Raw genomic sequence first — 19,312 nt, forward strand, 5'->3', positions numbered from 1 at the left:
ATGAGCAGGGCAGAGAAAGCGCCGGACAGACACCGCTTCTGGCACGACCCTGCCCTGCCTTTCATCGAGGCGCGGGCGGTGCAGGATGGCCGCTACGTCTGCTACGACAAGCACAGCCACCCCCACTTCTCCATCGGCGCCATCACCGGCGGCCACAGTCACTACCTCAACCAGCGCAGCCTTCAGGAGGTCGGCCCGGGCTCCCTGGTGCTGATGAACCCGGAAGAGGTGCACGCCTGCAATCCCATCGCGGATCAGCCCTGGTCCTATCTGATGTTCTACCTCGATACCGACTGGCTGCGCAGCCAGCAGGAGGAAGCGGGACTTGGCAGCGAGTTCAGGCCCTTCGACATGACGGCGAGCCGGGATCCCCTGCTCTACCAGGGTTTGCAGCACCTCCATCACCAGCTGGTGCAAGGGCCGGATCCCCTGGCCCGCGAGGTGGCCTGCCATCTGTTCAGTCGCCAGTTGCTGGCGAGGCTCACCCCGGCCAGCTGGGACGATCGCCCGCCCCAGCACCTGCAACGGGCTGCCGAGCTGATGCAGGACGACAGCGCCAGCCCCCTCAGCCTTGCCGAACTGAGCGCGGTGGCCGGGCTCACTCCCTCCCACTTCGTGCGCGCCTTCAGCCAGCATTACGGCATGACCCCTCACGCCTATCTGCTGGATAGACGCATCCGCCACGCCCGCACCCTGCTCAGGCAGGGGCAGCCCCTGGTCGAGGTCGCCCTGGCCAGCGGCTTCGCGGATCAGGCCCACTTCCAACGCCAGTTCAAACGCCGGGTCGCCACCACCCCGGGCCAGTACAGGACCCAGCTCACCCGTCAGGCTGAACGTACCAGATAGGCGGCGCTGAGCAGCAACAAGAGCGCCATGGCCCGGTTGAACCAGCGCAGTCGGCGAGGCACGAGCAGCAGCCCCTGCATGCAACTGCCGGCATAGGCCCAGCAGGCGATGGAGCCGAGGCAGATCACCAGATAGATAGAAGTAAACAGGGCTACCTGCCCCACCCCGCCCGCAACCCCATAGGCTCCCATTCCCATGCTGGCCGCCAGCCAGGCCTTGGGATTGAGCCACTGCATCAGGGCCCCGTACCAGAAGGCAGGCGGCGCCCCCTCGACCCGCTCCAGTTGCCCCCTGTCCACCAGCAGTTGCCAGGCCATGTAACAGAGAAAGAGCACGCCGCCCCAGTGGATGGCGTCCGCCGCTACCGGCCACTGGGACAGGGCACCGCCGAGGCCCAACCCCATCAGCAGGAGCAGGAAAATGAAGCCGAGGGTCGCCCCCACCACGTGACGCAGGCTGGCCGGGAAGCCGTAACGGGCGCCGGTGCCGAGGGCGACCAGGTTGACCGGGCCGGGGGAGATGGACATGGCCAGGGCAAACCCGGACATGGACAACAACAGACTGATTTCCATGGATGATGCTCACGCAAAGGATTGAGCCACCAGCCTATCCGGCCCACCCAGGCCGATATTGAAGGAAATTGCGATCCCGCGGCACATGGCAAGGCACATTGCGGACTTAGCGCAAGCCACGGCTTGCGGTAAACTGGCCCTCAATCATCTATTTGCAGGACATCTCAATGGACCAGTTTGCCCATATCAGCGCCCAGGATGCCCACCAGAAGCTGGAGGCCGGTGAGGCCCGTCTCGTGGACATTCGCGATCCCCAATCCTTCGAGACGGCCCACGCGGTCGGCGCCTTCCACCTCACCAACGGCACCCTGGTTCGCTTCATGAACGAGGTGGACTTCGACACCCCGGTGATCGTGATGTGCTATCACGGCAACAGCAGCCAGGGGGCGGCCCAATACCTGCTGCAACAGGGCTATGACGCCGTCTACAGCCTGGACGGTGGCTTCGAGGCCTGGCGCAGGGAGTTCCCGATCCAGGCAGGCGACGCATGACAGGGGGGGGCCACTCCTCCCCAGCCGGCATGATCCAGCTGCTGGTGCTGGGGGACGCCCGCATGGCCCAGGCGCTGGTGGACTACCTCGCGACCCTGGGCATCCCGTGCGAGCTGACCCAGTCCGAGCTCGGCGTCTCGGTCTGGCTGGCGGACGAGCGGCGCCTCGCCCAGGCCCAGCAGGAGGTGAAGCGCTTCCTCGCCGAGCCCAATCACCCCCGCTACATGGAGGCCTCCTGGCAGTCCGGCCGGGCGGATGCCCGCATCGACTACAGCAAGGGGATGACGGATCCGGTCACCGATTTTCTGCATCAGGCGGGCCCCCTGACCCTGGTGGTCATCATCGCCTGCCTGGCCATCTATGCCCTCGACGCCATAGGCCTGCCCATCTTCGATGAGCTGGCGTTCCACCCGACCCTGGCCCAGTTCACCGACTGGCAGGCCTGGCGCTACGTCACCCCGGCCTTCATCCACTTCTCGGTGCTGCACCTGGTGTTCAACCTGCTGTGGTGGTGGTATCTCGGCGGCCAAATCGAGCAGCGGCTCGGCAGCGGCAAGCTGTTCATCCTGCTCATCGTCGGAGCTGCATTGCCCAATATCGCCGAGTTTTTCGTGAGTGGCCCGCGCTTTGGCGGCCTCTCCGGGGTGGTCTATGCCCTGCTCGGCTACAGCTGGCTGCGTGCCAGACTGCAGCCCGCCTGCGGCCTCACCATGCCGCCGGCCCTGATGGGCTTCATGCTGGTCTGGCTGGTGCTCGGCTTCTTCGACCTGCTCGGCACCCCCACCGCCAATATGGCCCATCTGGTGGGTTTGCTGGTCGGCCTGCTGCAAGGCTGGCTGGACAGGCACCACAGACCCACCTGAGTTGTTGTAGTCATCGAGGCGGCTGCAATCTGCTCGGCAGCCAGAGCGACCGCCAACATGGCCCATCTGGTGGGTCTGCTGGTCGGCCTGCTGCAAGGCTGGCTGGACAGGCATCACAGGCCCGCCTGACGATCCCTGTACCCATTGCCAGAAACGAAAACGCCGCCCCGAGGGGCGGCGTTGTTATTGGCCGACAGGCTTACTGCTTGAGCAGGCTGGCGTCGGACACCTTGACCATGGCACCATCGCTCGCGAAGAAGCTGCCGAACTGGGTCTGCATCTCGGTGGTGACGGCGCCGGTCGGATCGAAGTTCTCGTCCGGTGCCAGCAGCGAGCTGTGTCCCCCCGCCACGAAGCGGGTGGCGTGGTGGTTGGCCGCACCGGTCGCGCTCAGGGGTTGCAGGGCCAGTACCTTGAACAGCGGCTCGGTGCCACCCAGGGGCGCGGTGGCGATGCTGTTCGGGATCACCCGATCCGACAGGCTCAGGGCGCCATCGCCGACGACTTCCGTGGCAAACAGCGGGAAGTCCGCCGCTATGCCGCGACCGAGGTTGATCGGATCCGCCGAATCCAGCACCGACTGAGCTGCAAAGCTGTAGCTCTGCAGGGTACCGGCCGCGCTCGCCTGAGTGGTTGCATCCAAGCTTGGCAGGAACTCGTTGACGAAGCAGGTCGGCACCGCGGTCTTGCAGTTCGGCGCATAGGCGGTGAAGGCCGTCTTCAGGGCGGCACTGCTACCGGTGAGCACGCTCATCTGGATCGTCGGGCCAAAGGTCGGCGAGTTCAGCAGCAGCGGGGCGATGCCACCCCCCGGCATGGCCAGGCCGCCGGTGTCGAACTTGAACAGGGCATCGGCCTGGGGATTGCCGATGGACTGGTTGGCCACCGCCAGCAGGTTGGCGCCCGCGATGGCACCCAGGGAGTGACCCAGGAAGTGCACCTTGAGGCTGCCTGTGGTGCCGATGGCACCCTTGGCATTGGCCAGCCCCACCGCCAGACGCAGGCCCAACAGATCCGCCACGCTCTGTTTCAGGTTGTCGCGCGCCACCGTCAGGTAGCTCAGGTTCAGGTAGGGGGTCGGGTTGTCGGAGGTAGTCACCGAGTCCATGCTGCCGGTCAGGGCGAAGCCGCGCTCACCGTGCAGCGGATGATCGATCACCACCACGGCCACGTTCTTGCTCGCCTGAACGCCGGCGCCGATCTGGCCCAATGCCAGCGCGTAGGCATTCTCCTTCACCGAGGTGACGCCGTGCTGATAGATGATCACGTCGGTGATGTTCGCCAGCGGCGCGGCGGCGAAGATCCGCATCGGCACGGACTGCACCTCTTCCAGTGCCGGCAGCGGGTTGAAGCGGCCCACGTTCATCTCGGGATCCAGCGGCTTGCCACCGGAGGTGAGGGTCACTCCGATCAGCTTGCTCGCCTCCGCCAGCAGCTCGGCCTGACGGCTCGGATCGGCGATGAGCTCGCCCAGCAGGGCCGGATCCACACCGGCGCCCACCAGGCCGCCGATCACCTCGGCATCCTGCGCTTTCAGGGCATTGGCGATGGCATAGAGGCTGGGGATGGCACCGTGCCAGGACTGGGTCCTGGCCTTGTCCCAGGAGCCGGCGGTGGCCGGGGAGGAGAGGAAGTACGGCAGCTTGACGGTGCCGCTGTAGACGGTGGTCATCTGGGCCAGGCCGTTGAGCGGGGTGCCGGTACCAAAGGCGGCGGCCAACGCATCCTTCTGCTCTTGCGGCAGGAAGGGCTCGGCGTCCAGCTGGGTCAGGAAGGGGTTGCCGCCGCTCACCGCCAAGGTGTAGGTACCCGGCAGGCTGGTGTTGCCCAGGGCATCCTGCTTCCACAGGGCGGCAGCGTCCAGGGTCGGGCTCTTCAGCACGGAGGCGGCCGCACCCTTCACCGCCACCAGCACGTCGGCGCCGGACTGGGTACCGAACCAGTCGGAGAAGATCACGTGGTCGCTGGTGATGCCGGTAGCCGCCTTGAACAGCCCTTCCTGCAGCGCGATCAGGCCGCTGATGGTCTGCTCCTGGGCATTGCTGCCGGTAGTGCTCTTGTAGTTGCTATAGTCGCTGCCCGCCCGCAGGGGGTTGCCGCTGCTGTCCTTGAGCGAATCGGTCGCCACTATCATGTAGTAGGAAGAGGGATTGAGCGGCTTGAGCGGCACCAGGTTCAGCTTGCCCGCCGACTCGGCGACCACGAAGTCTACCCCGTAGGCCAGCACCTTCTTCACGCCACTCGGGCGCAGGGCGGCGCTGTCGAATTCCAGCTCCAGCAGGTAGAGCGGGGCCACGGAAGCACCGAATTCGCCGGCGGCTGGCGCCTTGACGGTGATGCCCGAGGCTGTCACGGGCACTATCTGGATCGCCTGGGTTGTGGACCAGCCATCCAGGGTGGAGAGGGCGGAGACGGGATTGGAGAGATCGGCCGTTTCGGTCGAGAACTTCAGGGTGCCGTCACTGGCACGGGCAGCCAGGGCGCTGGGGCGCGCCGCATTGGTGCCGCTCAGCAGATAATCGAGATAGCTTGAGGTATCGCCTTTGTTGTCGTCACTGCCACCACAACCGCTCAGCAGCGCACTGACGACGGCCGCATAAATTAGCTTTTTTTTCATATCCTTATCTCTTTTATGTTGTTATCCATGATGAGCCTGACGGGGTAGGGTCCAAACCCGACCGAATCATATTAACAGCAACGCAACAATTAATAAGCCTCTGGTCGGTCATCTGATCTGATTTTTTTGTGTACAACATCAAGGAACTGGAATTGAACCCCGACGAGAAAGGGTAGCAGCCTTACTGTTATCGCCAGACCCGACCAGAGCCTTTCAGGGCCAGTGGCGCAAAAAGCCGCCCCGATCTCGGCAAAGAGAGGGATTTGTCGGTAGAATGGCGCCATTGCTCAAGGAGAACCCCATGATCGACCCGAAAAAACTGGAAGAGATCGCCAAACAGATACACAACGCCCTGCCGCCCGGCATTCGCAGCATGGGTGAAGAGGTGGAGAAGAAGACCCGTCAGGTGCTGCAGGCCCAGCTGGGCAAGCTGGATCTGGTCAGCCGCGAGGAGTTCGACGTGCAGACCAAGGTGCTGCTGCGCACCCGGGAGAAGCTGGCCGCCCTCGAGGCCAAGCTGGCCCAGCTCGAGCAGCAGCTCGGCGCCAAGGGCGAGTAATCCGGCCCGACGTCCCGTCGGCACATAAGACAAACCCCAGCCTGGCTGGGGTTTGTTGTTTCTGGCTCACCGAAGAGACTGGTGAATCGCCCTCGGCTAGCGCTCAGATAAATTCGTAGGCGTCGCCGAAGATGCGCTCGGGCTCGGCACCCAGCACCTTGAACTCCTCACGAGCGGCACCCGCCATCTCGAAGCGACCGGCCACATAGATGTCGTAGTCATGCAGACTGACGAAGTCATCCATGATGGCCTTGTGCACCAGGCCGGTCTTGCCGGTCCAGTCCGCCTCAGGCTCCTGTACCACGGGGATGAAGGTCAGCGGCGCATAATCGCGTTCCCACTGCTGCATCTGCCCCTGCTCATAGAGCCAGTGCGCCTGGCGCACGCCCCAGTAGAGGAACACAGGGCGCTTGCTGCCGGTATCGATCAGATACTCCAGGATGGCACGGGCGTAGGAGAAGCCGGTGCCGCCTGCCATCAGGATCAGGGGGCGTGGCGATTCGTCACGCAGGAACGCCTTGCCCGCCGCCAGTTCGATCTCGATTTCTCCCTGCTCGCGCATGCGGGCCAGCACCTGACCGGCGTAGGCATTTTCCGGGGTGGCACCGATCTGCAGCTCCAGCACACCGGAGCGGGTCGGCGAGTTGGCGATGGAGAAGGGGCGCTTGTCCGAATCGCTCATCACCACCAGCAGATACTGGCCAGGCTTGAAGCTCACCGCTTGCTGCGGCGTCAGGGCCACGTGCCAGATGGTGTCGACATATTCGCGCAGTTCCTCTACGCGGCACTTGATACGTTGCATTCTTGTCCTTGTGAGGGGCCTGCCCGGCCCGCTTCGCTCATGGTTTCACTGTTTTTATGGCGACCAGTTGGTGGTCAAGTCTGTCGAGCATACCCAATTCGGCACGGCAATACCGCACTTTTGCGTCGGTATGGCCGCCAGCCCGGGTGGGTCGCTCAGTCGAGGATCTTCAACTCGTCCCAGATCCCGTCGATCTTCTGCTTCACCGCCTCGTCCTGGACTATGGGCTGACCCCATTCCCGGTTGCTCTCTCCCGGCCACTTGTTGGTGGCATCCAGCCCCATCTTGGAGCCGAGCCCCGAGACCGGCGAGGCGAAGTCGAGGTAGTCGATGGGGGTGTGTTCGATCAAGGTGGTGTCCCGTGCCGGGTCCATCCGGGTGGTGATGGCCCAGATCACGTCCTTCCAGTCCCGGGCATTGATGTCGTCGTCGCAGACGATCACGAACTTGGTGTACATGAACTGGCGCAGGAAGGACCAGACCCCCAGCATCACCCGCTTGGCATGGCCGGGGTAACGCTTCTTGATGGTCACCACCGCCATCCGGTAGGAGCAGCCTTCCGGCGGCAGGTAGAAGTCCACGATTTCGGGGAACTGCTTCTGCAGCAGCGGCACGAACACCTCGTTCAATGCCACTCCGAGCACGGCCGGCTCATCGGGTGGACGGCCGGTGTAGGTGCTGTGATAGATGGCGTCGCGACGCATGGTCATGTGGGTGATGGTGAACACCGGGAACTCGTCCACCTCGTTGTAGTAGCCGGTGTGATCCCCATAGGGGCCCTCGGGCGCCATCTCGCCGGGCTCCAGATAGCCCTCCAGCACGATTTCGGCGCTGGCGGGCACCTCAAGCTCGCAGCTCAGGGCCTTCACTACCTCGGTGCGGCTGCCGCGCAGCAGGCCGGCAAACGCATATTCGGAGAGGGAATCAGGCACCGGCGTCACCGCGCCGAGTATGGTCGCAGGGTCGGCGCCGAGGGCCACCGCCACCGGGAAACGCTCCCCTGGGTGGGCCTCCTGCCACTCGCGAAAATCGATGGCCCCCCCACGATGATCCAGCCAGCGCATGATCAGCTTGTTCTTGCCGATCTTCTGCTGCCGGTAGATACCGAGGTTCTGGCGCTTCTTGTAGGGACCGCGGGTGATGGTCAGGCCCCAGGTCACCAGGGGGGCCACGTCACCTGGCCAGCAGTGCTGGATCGGGATCTGGTCCAGATCCACCGCGTCTCCCTCCAGCACCACCTGCTGACAGGGGGCGGAGGAGAGCCGCTTGGTCGGCATGTTGAGCACCTGCTTGAAGATGGGCAGCTTCTCCATCAGCTCCTTGAGGCCGCGGGGCGGCTCTGGCTCTTTCAGGTAGGAGAGCCAGACCCCGACCTGGCGCAGGGCACCGACATTGGGCTGGCCCATGCCCATGGCGACCCGATCCGGGGTGCCAAACAGGTTGGTCAGCACCGGCATGGAGTAGCCTTTGGGATTCTCGAACAACAGGGCCGGGCCGCCCGCACGCAGGGTGCGGTCGCTGATTTCGGTCATTTCCAGATAGGGGTCTATCTCGCGGCTGATGCGCTTGAGCTGTCCGGTTTGTTCCAGCTGCGCGATGAAATCACGCAAGTCCTTGTATTTCATGCAGGTACCCTAGCGGGATCAGGAGGTTCCGCATTATAACCCTGGCCGCGCATCCGGTGTACCCGTATCGGGCAGCATCACGGACGAGGTGTGACGTCGCTCCTGCCGGGTAAGCCTGTCTGCCAGCTGGCCCAGCAACCTGGGCTCGTCCATCTGCAACAAGAGACCGGCCACCAGGCCGCCATATTGATGCTTGCCGAGCTCCGCCAGCAGATATTGCTGGGCACCGTCCGGCAGCGGTGAAAGCCGGCTGAGCTGCTGCAAGGCGGGGATCATCAGCCGCCCGTTGCGGCTGGCGGCGATCAGCAGATCGCTCGCCTCCTGGCCGGTATGGAAGCGGGGAATGGAGTGCAGGGCAGCCAGGCTGTCGTGATCTACGGGCTGGCGCCACAGCTTCAGATACAGTGCGGTGTCGCCCGTCCGCTCGATGAGGTGCAGCAGCAACTGGTTGTCAGGCAGGAAGAGATTGAGGGAGGCGAGCCGGTCGGCCTCGCGTCGCAGCACTGGAACGGGCTGGTCATCGAGCACGGCCAGCAGCGCCTGTTGCTGCCGGGCCAGCTCAGGGTTGCGGCTGTAGTAGAGCTGCTTGTAGTCGAAGCTGTTCCGCTCCAGCAGTTGGCGGTAGTTGTCCTGCCAGGCCAGTTGCTGCCAGTGGCTGAGCACCAGCCTGGCCTCGGCGGCAAAATCATAGGCGGGCAGCTGGACCAGGAAACCGTCCACCTCCCCCTCCACCAGCCATTGCGGCGCCTTGGCGGCCTGCGCCCGCACCCAGGCCAGCAGGGCGGGGCTGGGTGCATCCGATGACTTGAGCCCGCTCAGCAGCTGATGCAGCAAGTACTCCCGCTGCCCCACCGACAGGGTCTCGAGCAGCGAGTCCATGGCATCAAACTGCCCCAATGCCATGCGGCTATCCAGGTACGCCCGGTGCCCCTCCAACCCCTCGTCCGCCACCAGAGGTGCCTGCAGCTGCGGCAGGGTATCAGCATGCACAGGGGCAGCCAGCATCCAGCAGAGTCCGATGAGAAATACCAGCTTCATGACGTCCCTTTCCTTGTGACATCGAGGCTACATACTACTAAGCCAGCCGTGAAATAGATAAACAAAAACCGCGACCTGGGCCGCGGTTCTGTCATTCCAAGATGCAGTTATTTCTGCTGACGCTTCATGGAGTCGAAGAACTCGTCATTGGTCTTGGTGGCTGCCAGCTTGTCGATGAGGAACTCGATGCTGTCGATCTCGCCCATGGGGTGAATGATCTTGCGCAGTATCCACATCTTCTGCAGCTCGTCCGGCGCGGTCAGCAGCTCTTCCTTGCGGGTGCCGGAGCGGGTGATGTCGATGGCCGGGTAGACGCGCTTCTCGGCAATCTTGCGCGAGAGGTGCAGTTCCATGTTGCCAGTACCCTTGAACTCTTCGTAGATGACTTCATCCATCTTGGAGCCGGTATCGATCAGCGCGGTGGCGATGATGGTCAGGCTGCCGCCTTCCTCGACGTTACGGGCCGCACCGAAGAAGCGCTTCGGACGATGCAGGGCGTTGGCGTCCACACCACCGGTCAGCACCTTGCCCGATGACGGGATGACGGTGTTGTAGGCGCGCGCCAGACGGGTGATGGAGTCCAGCAGGATCACCACGTCCTTCTTGTGCTCGACCAGGCGCTTGGCCTTCTCAATCACCATCTCGGCAACCTGGACGTGACGGGAGGCAGGCTCGTCGAAGGTGGAGGCGATCACTTCACCCTTCACCATGCGCTGCATCTCGGTCACTTCTTCCGGACGCTCGTCGATCAGCAGGACGATAAGTTCGCAGTCCGGGTGGTTGTAAGCGATGCTCTGGGCGATGTTCTGCAGCAGCATGGTCTTACCGGCCTTGGGCGGTGCGACGATGAGGCCACGCTGACCTTTACCAATCGGGGAAGCCAGATCCAGCACGCGGGCGGTGATGTCTTCGGTGGAACCGTTGCCACGCTCCATGCGCAGACGCTCGTTGGCGTGCAGGGGGGTCAGGTTTTCGAACAGGATCTTGTTGCGGGAGTTTTCCGGACGGTCGTAGTTGACGTCGTTGACCTTGAGCAGCGCGAAGTAGCGCTCACCCTCTTTCGGCGGCCGGATCTTGCCGGAGATGGTATCACCGGTACGCAGGTTGAAGCGGCGGATCTGGCTCGGGGAGACATAGATGTCATCCGGGCCTGCCAGATAGGAGCCGTCTGCGCTGCGCAGGAAGCCAAAGCCGTCGGTCAGGATTTCCAGCACACCGTCGCCAAAGATATCCTCGCCACCCTTGGCGTGCGCCTTGAGGATCGCGAAGATGATGTCTTTCTTGTGCGCCCGAGCCAGATTTTCCAACCCCATGGATTCGCCAAGCTGTACCAGCTCGGACACAGGAGTGTTCTTTAATTCAGTCAGATTCATAGTGGTGAAAGTCTGTAAGCAAGGATTGAAATGAGGAGACAGTCTGCTGGATTGATGCTGATCGGATTTGACTTGCCAGGCTGCTGTTAAGCAAGGAGTCAGGCAAAAAGGTTAGCAAACGAGCGATAAACTAGCACCAATCGGGATGAGCGTCTAGGTGATAAAACACAAGGAGCGCATTATTGCAATGCGCTCCTTCTTGATTATTACAGGTTACCGTCCAGGAACTCTTTCAGCTGAGTCTTGGACAGGGCGCCGACCTTGGTCGCTGCCACTTCGCCATTCTTGAACAGCAAGAGGGTCGGGATACCGCGAATGCCATACTTGGGCGGAGTGTCGGCGTTATGATCGATGTTCAATTTCGCCACGGTCACGCGACCGGCATATTCTTGGGCGACTTCGTTCAGGATCGGGGCAATCATCTTGCACGGACCGCACCATTCAGCCCAGAAATCGACCAGAACGGGGCTGTCGGCTTTGATTACATCGGCCTCGAAGCTGGCATCGCTCAGCTGAACAATCTTGTCACTCATCTCCAACTCCAGTCAGTAATTAAGGCTTTATTGATGGTTCAACAAAGGCAATAGTTGCCCTATTTGAAATGATCCTGTTTATTATTGCAAGCCTAACCTGATAACCTACCGCCATGAGCAAAACACACTTAACGACCGAAAAATTCGCCCAAATGGGCCTCGAACCCGAAGTTCTGGCTGGTCTGGAATCAAAGGGATTTCACTATTGTACGCCCATCCAGGCACTGTCTCTGCCGCTGCTGGTAGAAGGCCATGACCTCGCCGGTCAGGCCCAGACGGGGACCGGCAAAACCCTTGCCTTCCTGGCCGCGACCTTCAACTATCTATTGACCCATCCGCTGACCAGGCCGCGCCTCGTCAACCAGCCCCGCGCCATCATCATGGCCCCGACCCGGGAGCTGGCGGTCCAGATTTACAACGATGCAGAAGGCATGTCCGCCTCCACCGGGCTCAAGCTCGGCCTCGCCTATGGTGGCGAAGGCTATGACAAGCAGCTGGCCGTGCTGGAACAGGGTGTCGACATCCTGATCGGCACCACGGGCCGCATCATCGACTACTTCAAGTCCAATGTGATCGATCTGGGCAACATTCAGGTCGTGGTGCTGGATGAAGCGGATCGCATGTTCGATCTCGGCTTCATCAAGGACATCCGCTTCCTGTTCCGCCGCATGCCTGCCCCGACCGAACGTCTGAGCATGCTGTTCTCCGCCACCCTCTCCCTGCGGGTGCAGGAGCTGGCCTACGAGCACATGAACCACCCGGAACACGTGCAGATCGAGCCGGAGCAGATGACGGGCGTGCGGATCAAGGAGGAGCTGTTCTACCCCTCCAACGAAGACAAGATGCTGCTGTTGCTCTCCCTGATGGAAGAGGAGTGGCCGGAAAAAGCCATCGTCTTCGCCAACACCAAGCATGTCTGCGAAGACGTGCATGCGTGGCTGGAGAACGACGGCCACCGCGTCGGCCTGCTGACTGGTGACGTGCCGCAGAAGAAGCGGATGAAGATCCTGGAAGACTTCACCAAGGGGACGCTGGACATACTGGTCGCCACCGACGTGGCCGCCCGTGGTCTGCACATCCCCGACGTGACCCATGTCTTCAACTACGACCTGCCCGACGACGCCGAAGACTATGTACACCGCATCGGTCGTACCGGTCGTGCCGGCAAGAGCGGTCACTCCATCAGCCTGGCCTGTGAAGACTATGCCTTCAACCTGCCGGCCATCGAGGAGTACATCCACCACCCCATCCCGGTCAGCAAGTACGATCGTGAATCCCTGCTGGATGACGTAACCGCCCCGAAACGGGTGTTCCGCAACCGCCAGCCGGTGAACCGCAACATGCGGGATCGCCAGGGTGGTGGCAACAGCAACAACCGCCGCCGTCCGCCACGCAAGAACTGAGGGACAGGCCCAGTTGCACAACTCGCCTCTCTATGCCGCCATCGACCTCGGCTCCAACAGCTTTCACATGCTGGTGGTGCGCGAGGTCGCCGGTGCCCTGCGCACCGTCACCAAGGTCAAGCGCAAGGTTCGCCTCGCCGCCGGTCTCGATCCGGAATTTCGTCTCAGCCGTGCCGCCATGGAGCGGGGCTGGGACTGTCTGCGCCTGTTCTCCGAGCAGTTGCAGGACATTCCGTCCGACAACATCCGGGTGGTGGGTACCGCCACCTTGCGCCTCGCCACCAATGTCGATGAGTTCCTCAGCGAAGCGGAACGGGTACTCAACCACAGCATCGAGATCATCTCGGGCGAGGAAGAGGCCAAGACCATCTATGAAGGGGTCTCCTGGACCTCTGCCGGGGAAGGCAACCGGCTGGTGATCGACATCGGCGGCGCCAGTACCGAACTGGTGATCGGCGAGCACAGCGAAGCAAAACTGCTCAACAGCCTGCACATGGGCTGCGTCACCTGGCTCAACAATCATTTCGGTGACGGTGAGCTCTCCGAGGCCCGTTTCCAGCAGGCCATTGCCGCCGCCAAGGCGGTGCTGGAGAAGGTGGCGGAAGATTACCGCGCCCTCGGCTGGCGCACCTGCGTCGGCGCCTCAGGCACGGTGCAAGCGCTGCAGGAGATCATGCTGGCGCAAGGGAAGAGCGAGCGGGTCACCCTGCCGAAGTTGCAGGAGCTGATGGGTCAGGCCATCGCCTGTGGCAAGCTGGATCAACTTCAGCTGGAAGGGCTGGCGGCCGAGCGACTGACCGTGTTCCCCTCCGGCCTCGCCATCCTGATCGCCATCTTCGAGACCTTGGGAATAGAGAGCATGACCCTGGCGGGCGGCGCCCTGCGGGAAGGCCTGATCTACGGTCTGCTCGGCAACAATCACGACTGTGATGCCCGGGACAGAACCGCCGACAGCCTGATCAGCCGCTATCAGCTGGATAAAGAGCACGCCGAGCGGGTACGCGATACCGCCGTCCTGGCTTTCACCCAGTTACAGCCGGCCTGGCGTCTCTCCAAGCGTTACGGACGCCCGATCCTGCGTTATGCGGCTCTGCTGCACGAGATCGGCCTCTGCATCGAGTACAAGAAGGCGCCGCAACACGCTGCCTACATCATCGACAACATCGACATGCCGGGCTTCACCCCCGCGCAGAAGAAGCTGCTGTCGGCCCTGCTGTTCAACCAGCGGGACGACTTCAAGCTGGATACCCTGGAAAAACAGGGCGCAGTCACCGGTCGCCAGGCGATCCGGCTGGCCCGCATCCTGCGCATCGCGCTGATCCTCTGCATGCGCCGCACCCAGGGCACTGTGCCCAGCTTCACCCTGCAGGCCGAGGAGGAGTCACTGACTCTGACTCTGCCCAAGGGATGGATGGACGAACATTACCTGCGCGCCAGCGAACTGCGACTCGAAATGGAACGCCAGCAGAAGATGGGCTGGCCCACCCGCGTGCAGGAAGCCTGATTGGGCGCCACGCGCCCACTCTGCTCCTTTTCCCATCTGTTCCGACAATCTCTTTCGCAGCCAGGTTCGGCACCATTCAAGGCCTTTCCTTTGATTTTATTTAATTTTTAACCAAACCCCGGATCTCCGTTCCCTCCAGCCATCTAGCCTCTATCGCCAGCTCGGCTAGAGTTGGATTGTCTCTCCCATAGGAACGGAAACCATGAAACATTTGACCCTGATCGGCCTGACCGCCCTGCTGACCGCCTGTGGTGGCGGCAGCGACAGCAACGACAACCCACAGAACGCCCAGATGTCCCTGGCCTTCTCCGACGCCCCGGTGGATTCGGTCAGCAAGGTCTGCATCGCCGTTTCCAACATCAGCATCCATCCCGTCTCAGGCACAGAGCAGGCATGGAGCACCGCCAGCTTCCTGACCTCGGCCCAGGACGATGGCTGCACGCCGGCAGGGGAACTCATCCCCCTCGACAGCTCGGGACACCCGTTGTTTACCTACATCGACCTGCTGAAATACCCGGGCTCCGCCAGCCGCCCCCTGCTGGCCAGCCAGAGCGTGGTTCCCGGCGAATACAGCCAGATGCGGCTGCGGGTCCTGGATGGCCGGGATGCGGGCAACCAGTTTCTGGATGGCACCCCCTACTCCTACGTCAGGCAGGATGATGGTGTGATCAAGCCGCTGGAAGTCCCCAGCAATGAACTGAAGCTGGATGCCTTCACCATTGCCGCCAACGGTCTCAGCGCCTTCACCACCGAGTTCGACCTGCGTCACTCCATGGTATTGCCGGGACATGAAGAGTATTACAAGCTCAAACCCAGAGGCGTGCGTCTGGTGAACAATACCGAGGTGGCGACCGTCAGTGGCACTGTGGCCGAGGGGCTCTGCGGTGGTCTGCTGACCGACAAGGCCTTCGTCTACTTCTACGACGAGTCGCGACCAGTAGGGGATGATGCCTATCCCGACATGGCCGACCTCGACAACGGCTTCTATGCCAGCGCCCCCGTACTGCCCCTGGCTGGTGGTGGCTACGGCTACGAGCTGGGCTTCGTGAACCTCGGCAATTACGACATGACGCTGGTCTGCAACGGCGACGAGGATGATCCTGAACTGGCCGGCGACCCGCTGCAACTGGAGCAGGTGTTGAAGGCTCAGACGGTGGCGGCTCCCACCACCAGCATCAACTTCCAGTAAGGGGCCAGGGGATCAGGGGCGAGAAGCATCATGGCTGACTATCAACCCATCAGCTGTGACCTCTACGACTGGCTCGAGGTCGCCGCCAGTTGGCACTTGCCGGTGACCCTCGCCAGCCGCGACGGTCGCAGGTGGGATGACAGGGTTCGCACCATAGAAGCCCGTGACGGCGTCGAGTATCTGCTGCTGGAGAGCGGTGAGCGCCTCAGCCTCGCCGACCTGACGACCCTGGATCTCGTCTGGCAGGGGGAAGCGCGGCATATCCGCTTCGCCCCCGCCAGCTGACCTCAAGGTAAAAAGGAGGGCCAACATAGGTTGGCCCTCCTTTTTTGTATCTCGACCCCGGCTGGCCTTAACCCGCCAGCGCCGCCATCACATAGACGTCGAAGCGGTTGCTCTTGGTCTCGATGGCCATGCTGGGTTTGTGCTCGTTGAGCCAGCCCGCGTAGTCCGGCCGCTTCACCACCACCCGCTTGTCCGCCATCTGCAGTGCCGCCGGCAGCAGGGCATCCGCATCAAGATCCGGCCCCACCAGGGACTGGAACACCCGCATCTCCTTCTTCACAAGGGCCGACTTCTGCTTGTGGGGGAACATGGGGTCCAGGTAGATGACCTCGGGCCGCTCCGGCAATGCCAGCAGGTTGTCTACCGCAGGCCCCTGCAGGAGATGCATGCGCTCGCTGACCCAGGAGCCTATCTCGGGATCCTGCGCCGCCCGTGCCAGCCCGTCCTGCAACAGAGCCGCCACCACGGGGCTGCGCTCTATCAGGGTCACCTTGCAGCCGAGAGAGGCCAGCACGAAGGCATCGCGGCCGAGCCCGGCGGTGGCATCCACCACGGTCGGCATGGCCCCGGACTTCAACCCCACCGCCTTGGCGATGGACTGGCCGCGGCCGCCACCGAACTTGCGCCTGTGGGCCACGGCCCCTTCCACGAAGTCCACATAGACGGCGCCGAGCTTGGGTTCGTCCAGCTTGCGCAGCTCCAGCCGCGTGTCAGTCAGCACCAGCGCAAAAGGGGCGGGAAACTCCACCTCGGCCAGACGCAGTCGCAGGGCGTCCAGCTCGCCATCGCGGGCGGGCACTTCACTGAAAACCTGGATATGGGGCATAACGAAGACTCATGGCGGCACGGAAGCGGGCATGATAGCAGAAGCAGGGGATCAGCTCACCGTGGTCAGGTTGGCCAGGTTCATCCCCTGGCGGTTGAGGGTCAGGTATTCCACCAGATCGTCATAGGGCAGCGGGCGGCTGAGCAGATAGCCCTGGGTGAAGGCACAGCCCTTCTGACACAGGAAGTTGAGCTGCTCCCGGGTCTCCACCCCCTCGATCACCACCTGCATGCCGAGGTTGTGCACTATGTTGATGATGCCGTCCAGCAGCAACCTGTCCTGCTCGTTGAAGGGGATGTGACGCACGAAGGAGCGATCGATCTTGACCAGATCCACCGGGAAGGTGCGCAGGTAGTTGAGCGCCGAGTAGCCGGTGCCGAAGTCGTCGATGGCCAGCTTGCAGCCCGCCTCGCGCAGGGCATCGATCCGCACCCTGTGCTGATCGCTGCTCTCCATCAGCAGGGACTCGGTGATCTCTATGATGATGTCCGCCGGGTCCAAGTCGAAGTGGCGGATCACCCTGAGCCACTCGTTCGCCTCGGGATCGATTGTCTGGAACTCCAGGGTGGAGCGGTTGATGGACATCTGCAGATCAGGGAAGCCGGACTTCTGCAGCCGGGCCAGATCCCGGCACGACTGCCAGAGCACCAGCGCCCCCAATCCCTGGATGAGCCCAGCCTCCTCCGCCAGCGGAATGAAGTCCGCCGGTGAGACCTGCCCCCAGTGAGGGTGATACCAGCGCACCAGGGCCTCCAGCTTGGCGACCCGACCACTGCGATTGTCCCAGATGGGCTGATAGGCCATGGTCAGCTGCGCCAGCTTGATGGCCTCCGCCAGATCCTGCTGCATCTGGTGGCGCTGGCTCACCTCTTCGCGCATGGAGGCGCTGTAGGTACCGAGGGAGCGTCCCTGCCGCTTGGCAACGAACAGCGCCTGCTCGGCGTTGCGCAGCAGCTCGTCACCGTCACCGCCGTCATAGGGACAGAGGGTGATGCCCATGGTCGCCGTCACATAGAGATGCTGGTTCGCCAGCATGAAGGGCCGGGCAAAGCCGCCGATCACCTGCTTGGCGAACACCTCGGCCTGGCGCCGGTTGACTATGCCTGGCACCAGAAAGGCAAACTCGTCGCCGCCGATGCGGGCCACCAGATCCTCGGTGCGCACCCGGCTCACCAGCCGATCCGACACCTCGCGCAGCAGGGCGTCGCCCACATGGTGATCCATGCTGTTGTTGACCGCCTTGAAGTTGTTGAGATCCAGCACCATCAGGGCGAAGCGCTCCCCCCGCTCGCAGAAGCGGGTGAGGCAGCGACCAAACAACCAGCGGTTCGGCAGCCCGGTGAGGTTGTCGTAGTTCGCCTGGGCGGCGATCTTCTGCTCCGCCAGCTTGGTCTGGGAGAGATCGCTGAAGATGGCGATGTACTGGCTGATCCGTCCCCCCTCGCGCAAGGCGCTGATCATCAGCTGCTGAGGATAGAGTTTGCCGTTCTTGCGCTTGTTCCACACCTCGCCGCGCCAGATCCCCACCCGCTCCAGGGCGTGATACATGTCGGCGTAGAAGGTCTGATCGTGCAGCCCGGACTTGAGCATGCTGGGGCGCTGGCCGCAGGCCTCCTCCTCGCTGTAGCCGGTGATCTTCTCGAACGCCGGGTTCACCGAGATGATGCGGCTGTCGGCGTCGCACACCAGGATCGCCTCGGAGAGGTTGTCATAGACCCGGTGGGAGAGCTTGAGCTGTTCAGCATGGCGCTTGATGGGGTCGATATTCTCCAGCACCACCATGAGGTAGTCGGGATGCATCTGCTCGTTGCGGATCAGGGTCACCGTCACCCGGCCCCACAGCACGGAACTATCCCGGTGCAGGTAGCGCTTCTCCTGGGTAAAGGCGGGGCGCTCTCCCCGCTTGAGCCCATCGTAGAGAGGGATGCTGGTCAGCCAGTCGTCGGGGTGGTTGAGCTCGGCGACGGTGAGCTGCTGCAGCTCCTGCTGGCTGTAACCCAGCATCTTTTCGATGGCCGGATTGACCCAGAGGATCCTGCCGTTCAGGTCGAGTTTGCCGATGCCGACCGGCGCATGGGACATCATGGTGTCCAGGAAGTGGGAATATTCCGGCTGAGCTGGTGACGGCGCCAGCAACTGCTGCTGATACATCAGGGCCAGTTCACGGCCGGCGAGCGGCGCCAACAGGCGCAGCAACCCCATGATCTTGTCCATTCTGGGGGTGGCCCGCTTGAACATGACGCTGCACAATCCCAGCGTCTCGCCCTCGGCGCTCTTCAGTGCAACGCCGGCATAACTCCTGACCTGGCAGCGCTCCAACACGGCTGCATGGGGGAACAGCTCCCGGGTGCGATCGCTGAACCAGGCTTCCCCCTGTTGCATGACGATCTCACCCGGGGTATCCGCGAGAGGGAAACTGTAGGAGTTGATGTCGAGGGAGGCGGGATAGGCGGCATGCACGGTAAAGAAGAGCCCGGCCTGATCCTTGCCTGAAATCAGGACGAAGTCAGCCCCGACCGCGTTGGCGATTTCACTCACAAAGGTATCGAAATATCCCTGACCACTCGAATGAGACAGGCTTGAGATGATTTGATAGACAGACTCGAGTGCTCGCCTCATGGCAAGGTTCTTTCTCTCCCAGGAAGGTAGAACCCGACTCTACTGAAGAGGCGGGGACAGTGCAAACATGCACTCCGCAAGATATTAAAAAGCCTTGAAAAAAGGGACCAAAAGGTCCCTTTTTCTCTCAAAAATCACGTTTCGATCCCACTATGCCGCAAATGTGT

General features: G+C 62.6%; 17 protein-coding genes. 8 read left to right on the forward strand and 9 right to left on the reverse strand.

Features of this window, described 5'->3' with window-relative positions:
• The gene (locus KI797_RS20515) at positions 1-846 is read left to right on the forward strand and encodes an AraC family transcriptional regulator (protein WP_226170844.1); all 846 of its coding nucleotides are present in this window, start codon (positions 1-3) and stop codon (positions 844-846) included.
• On the opposite strand, the gene KI797_RS20520 is transcribed toward KI797_RS20515, so the two are convergent.
• Positions 825-1,418, reverse strand: a complete 594-nt coding sequence (locus KI797_RS20520; RefSeq protein ID WP_226170845.1) for a LysE family translocator — start codon at positions 1,416-1,418, stop codon at positions 825-827. The genes KI797_RS20515 and KI797_RS20520 overlap by 22 nt on opposite strands.
• Before the next feature lie 167 nt (positions 1,419-1,585).
• On the opposite strand from KI797_RS20520, the gene glpE reads away from it, so the two are divergent.
• Positions 1,586-1,909 (forward strand): thiosulfate sulfurtransferase GlpE, encoded by a 324-nt coding sequence (gene glpE, locus KI797_RS20525; RefSeq protein ID WP_005330007.1) that lies wholly within the window; start codon positions 1,586-1,588, stop codon positions 1,907-1,909.
• A 29-nt stretch (positions 1,910-1,938) separates the two neighbouring features.
• Positions 1,939-2,772: a rhomboid family intramembrane serine protease GlpG gene (glpG, locus tag KI797_RS20530; protein ID WP_226173191.1), complete on the forward strand. Its 834-nt coding sequence runs from the start codon at positions 1,939-1,941 to the stop codon at positions 2,770-2,772.
• Between the two features lie 199 nt (positions 2,773-2,971).
• On the opposite strand, the gene KI797_RS20535 is transcribed toward glpG, so the two are convergent.
• Positions 2,972-5,389, reverse strand: coding sequence for a VolA/Pla-1 family phospholipase (locus tag KI797_RS20535; protein ID WP_226170846.1), 2,418 nt, complete (start codon positions 5,387-5,389; stop codon positions 2,972-2,974).
• 301 nt (positions 5,390-5,690) lie between these two features.
• Between KI797_RS20535 and ubiK the strand changes: the two genes are divergently transcribed.
• The gene (gene ubiK / locus KI797_RS20540; protein WP_041206692.1) at positions 5,691-5,948 is read left to right on the forward strand and encodes a ubiquinone biosynthesis accessory factor UbiK; all 258 of its coding nucleotides are present in this window, start codon (positions 5,691-5,693) and stop codon (positions 5,946-5,948) included.
• A 103-nt stretch (positions 5,949-6,051) separates the two neighbouring features.
• On the opposite strand, the gene fre is transcribed toward ubiK, so the two are convergent.
• From fre to trxA, 5 genes are all read right to left on the reverse strand, one after another.
• Entirely contained in the window at positions 6,052-6,750 is a 699-nt protein-coding gene (fre, locus tag KI797_RS20545) for an NAD(P)H-flavin reductase (protein ID WP_005328900.1), read from the reverse strand.
• Positions 6,751-6,905: 155 nt separating this feature from the next.
• On the reverse strand, positions 6,906-8,375 hold the full coding sequence (gene ubiD / locus KI797_RS20550; RefSeq protein ID WP_005328898.1) for a 4-hydroxy-3-polyprenylbenzoate decarboxylase: 1,470 nt from the start codon (positions 8,373-8,375) through the stop codon (positions 6,906-6,908).
• A gap of 33 nt (positions 8,376-8,408) precedes the next feature.
• A complete protein-coding gene (locus KI797_RS20555) occupies positions 8,409-9,413 on the reverse strand; it encodes a hypothetical protein (protein ID WP_226170847.1) in 1,005 nt (334 codons plus the stop codon).
• Positions 9,414-9,520: 107 nt separating this feature from the next.
• Positions 9,521-10,786, reverse strand: coding sequence for a transcription termination factor Rho (gene rho / locus KI797_RS20560; RefSeq protein WP_010672370.1), 1,266 nt, complete (start codon positions 10,784-10,786; stop codon positions 9,521-9,523).
• Positions 10,787-10,992: 206 nt separating this feature from the next.
• A complete protein-coding gene (gene trxA / locus KI797_RS20565) occupies positions 10,993-11,319 on the reverse strand; it encodes a thioredoxin TrxA (protein WP_025328829.1) in 327 nt (108 codons plus the stop codon).
• 113 nt (positions 11,320-11,432) lie between these two features.
• Here trxA and rhlB point away from each other — a divergent pair, with 113 nt between their 5' ends.
• The 4 genes from rhlB to KI797_RS20585 all read left to right on the forward strand — a co-directional run bounded on the left by rhlB (position 11,433) and on the right by KI797_RS20585 (position 15,700).
• Positions 11,433-12,722, forward strand: coding sequence for an ATP-dependent RNA helicase RhlB (gene rhlB / locus KI797_RS20570; protein ID WP_041206690.1), 1,290 nt, complete (start codon positions 11,433-11,435; stop codon positions 12,720-12,722).
• Positions 12,723-12,735: 13 nt separating this feature from the next.
• On the forward strand, positions 12,736-14,226 hold the full coding sequence (gene gppA / locus KI797_RS20575) for a guanosine-5'-triphosphate,3'-diphosphate diphosphatase (RefSeq protein WP_005328890.1): 1,491 nt from the start codon (positions 12,736-12,738) through the stop codon (positions 14,224-14,226).
• A 202-nt stretch (positions 14,227-14,428) separates the two neighbouring features.
• A complete protein-coding gene (locus tag KI797_RS20580; RefSeq protein ID WP_226170848.1) occupies positions 14,429-15,415 on the forward strand; it encodes a DUF4382 domain-containing protein in 987 nt (328 codons plus the stop codon).
• A 30-nt stretch (positions 15,416-15,445) separates the two neighbouring features.
• Positions 15,446-15,700, forward strand: coding sequence for a Rho-binding antiterminator (locus KI797_RS20585; protein ID WP_226170850.1), 255 nt, complete (start codon positions 15,446-15,448; stop codon positions 15,698-15,700).
• 67 nt (positions 15,701-15,767) lie between these two features.
• On the opposite strand, the gene KI797_RS20590 is transcribed toward KI797_RS20585, so the two are convergent.
• Complete coding sequence (locus tag KI797_RS20590) at positions 15,768-16,526, reverse strand: class I SAM-dependent methyltransferase (RefSeq protein WP_404801069.1); 759 nt, start codon at positions 16,524-16,526, stop codon at positions 15,768-15,770.
• A 51-nt stretch (positions 16,527-16,577) separates the two neighbouring features.
• Complete coding sequence (locus KI797_RS20595; protein WP_226170852.1) at positions 16,578-19,145, reverse strand: sensor domain-containing phosphodiesterase; 2,568 nt, start codon at positions 19,143-19,145, stop codon at positions 16,578-16,580.
• Positions 19,146-19,312: the final 167 nt, after the last annotated feature.

This window comes from Aeromonas media, from assembly GCF_020423125.1.
In the GTDB taxonomy this organism is placed as follows: domain Bacteria; phylum Pseudomonadota; class Gammaproteobacteria; order Enterobacterales; family Aeromonadaceae; genus Aeromonas; species Aeromonas media.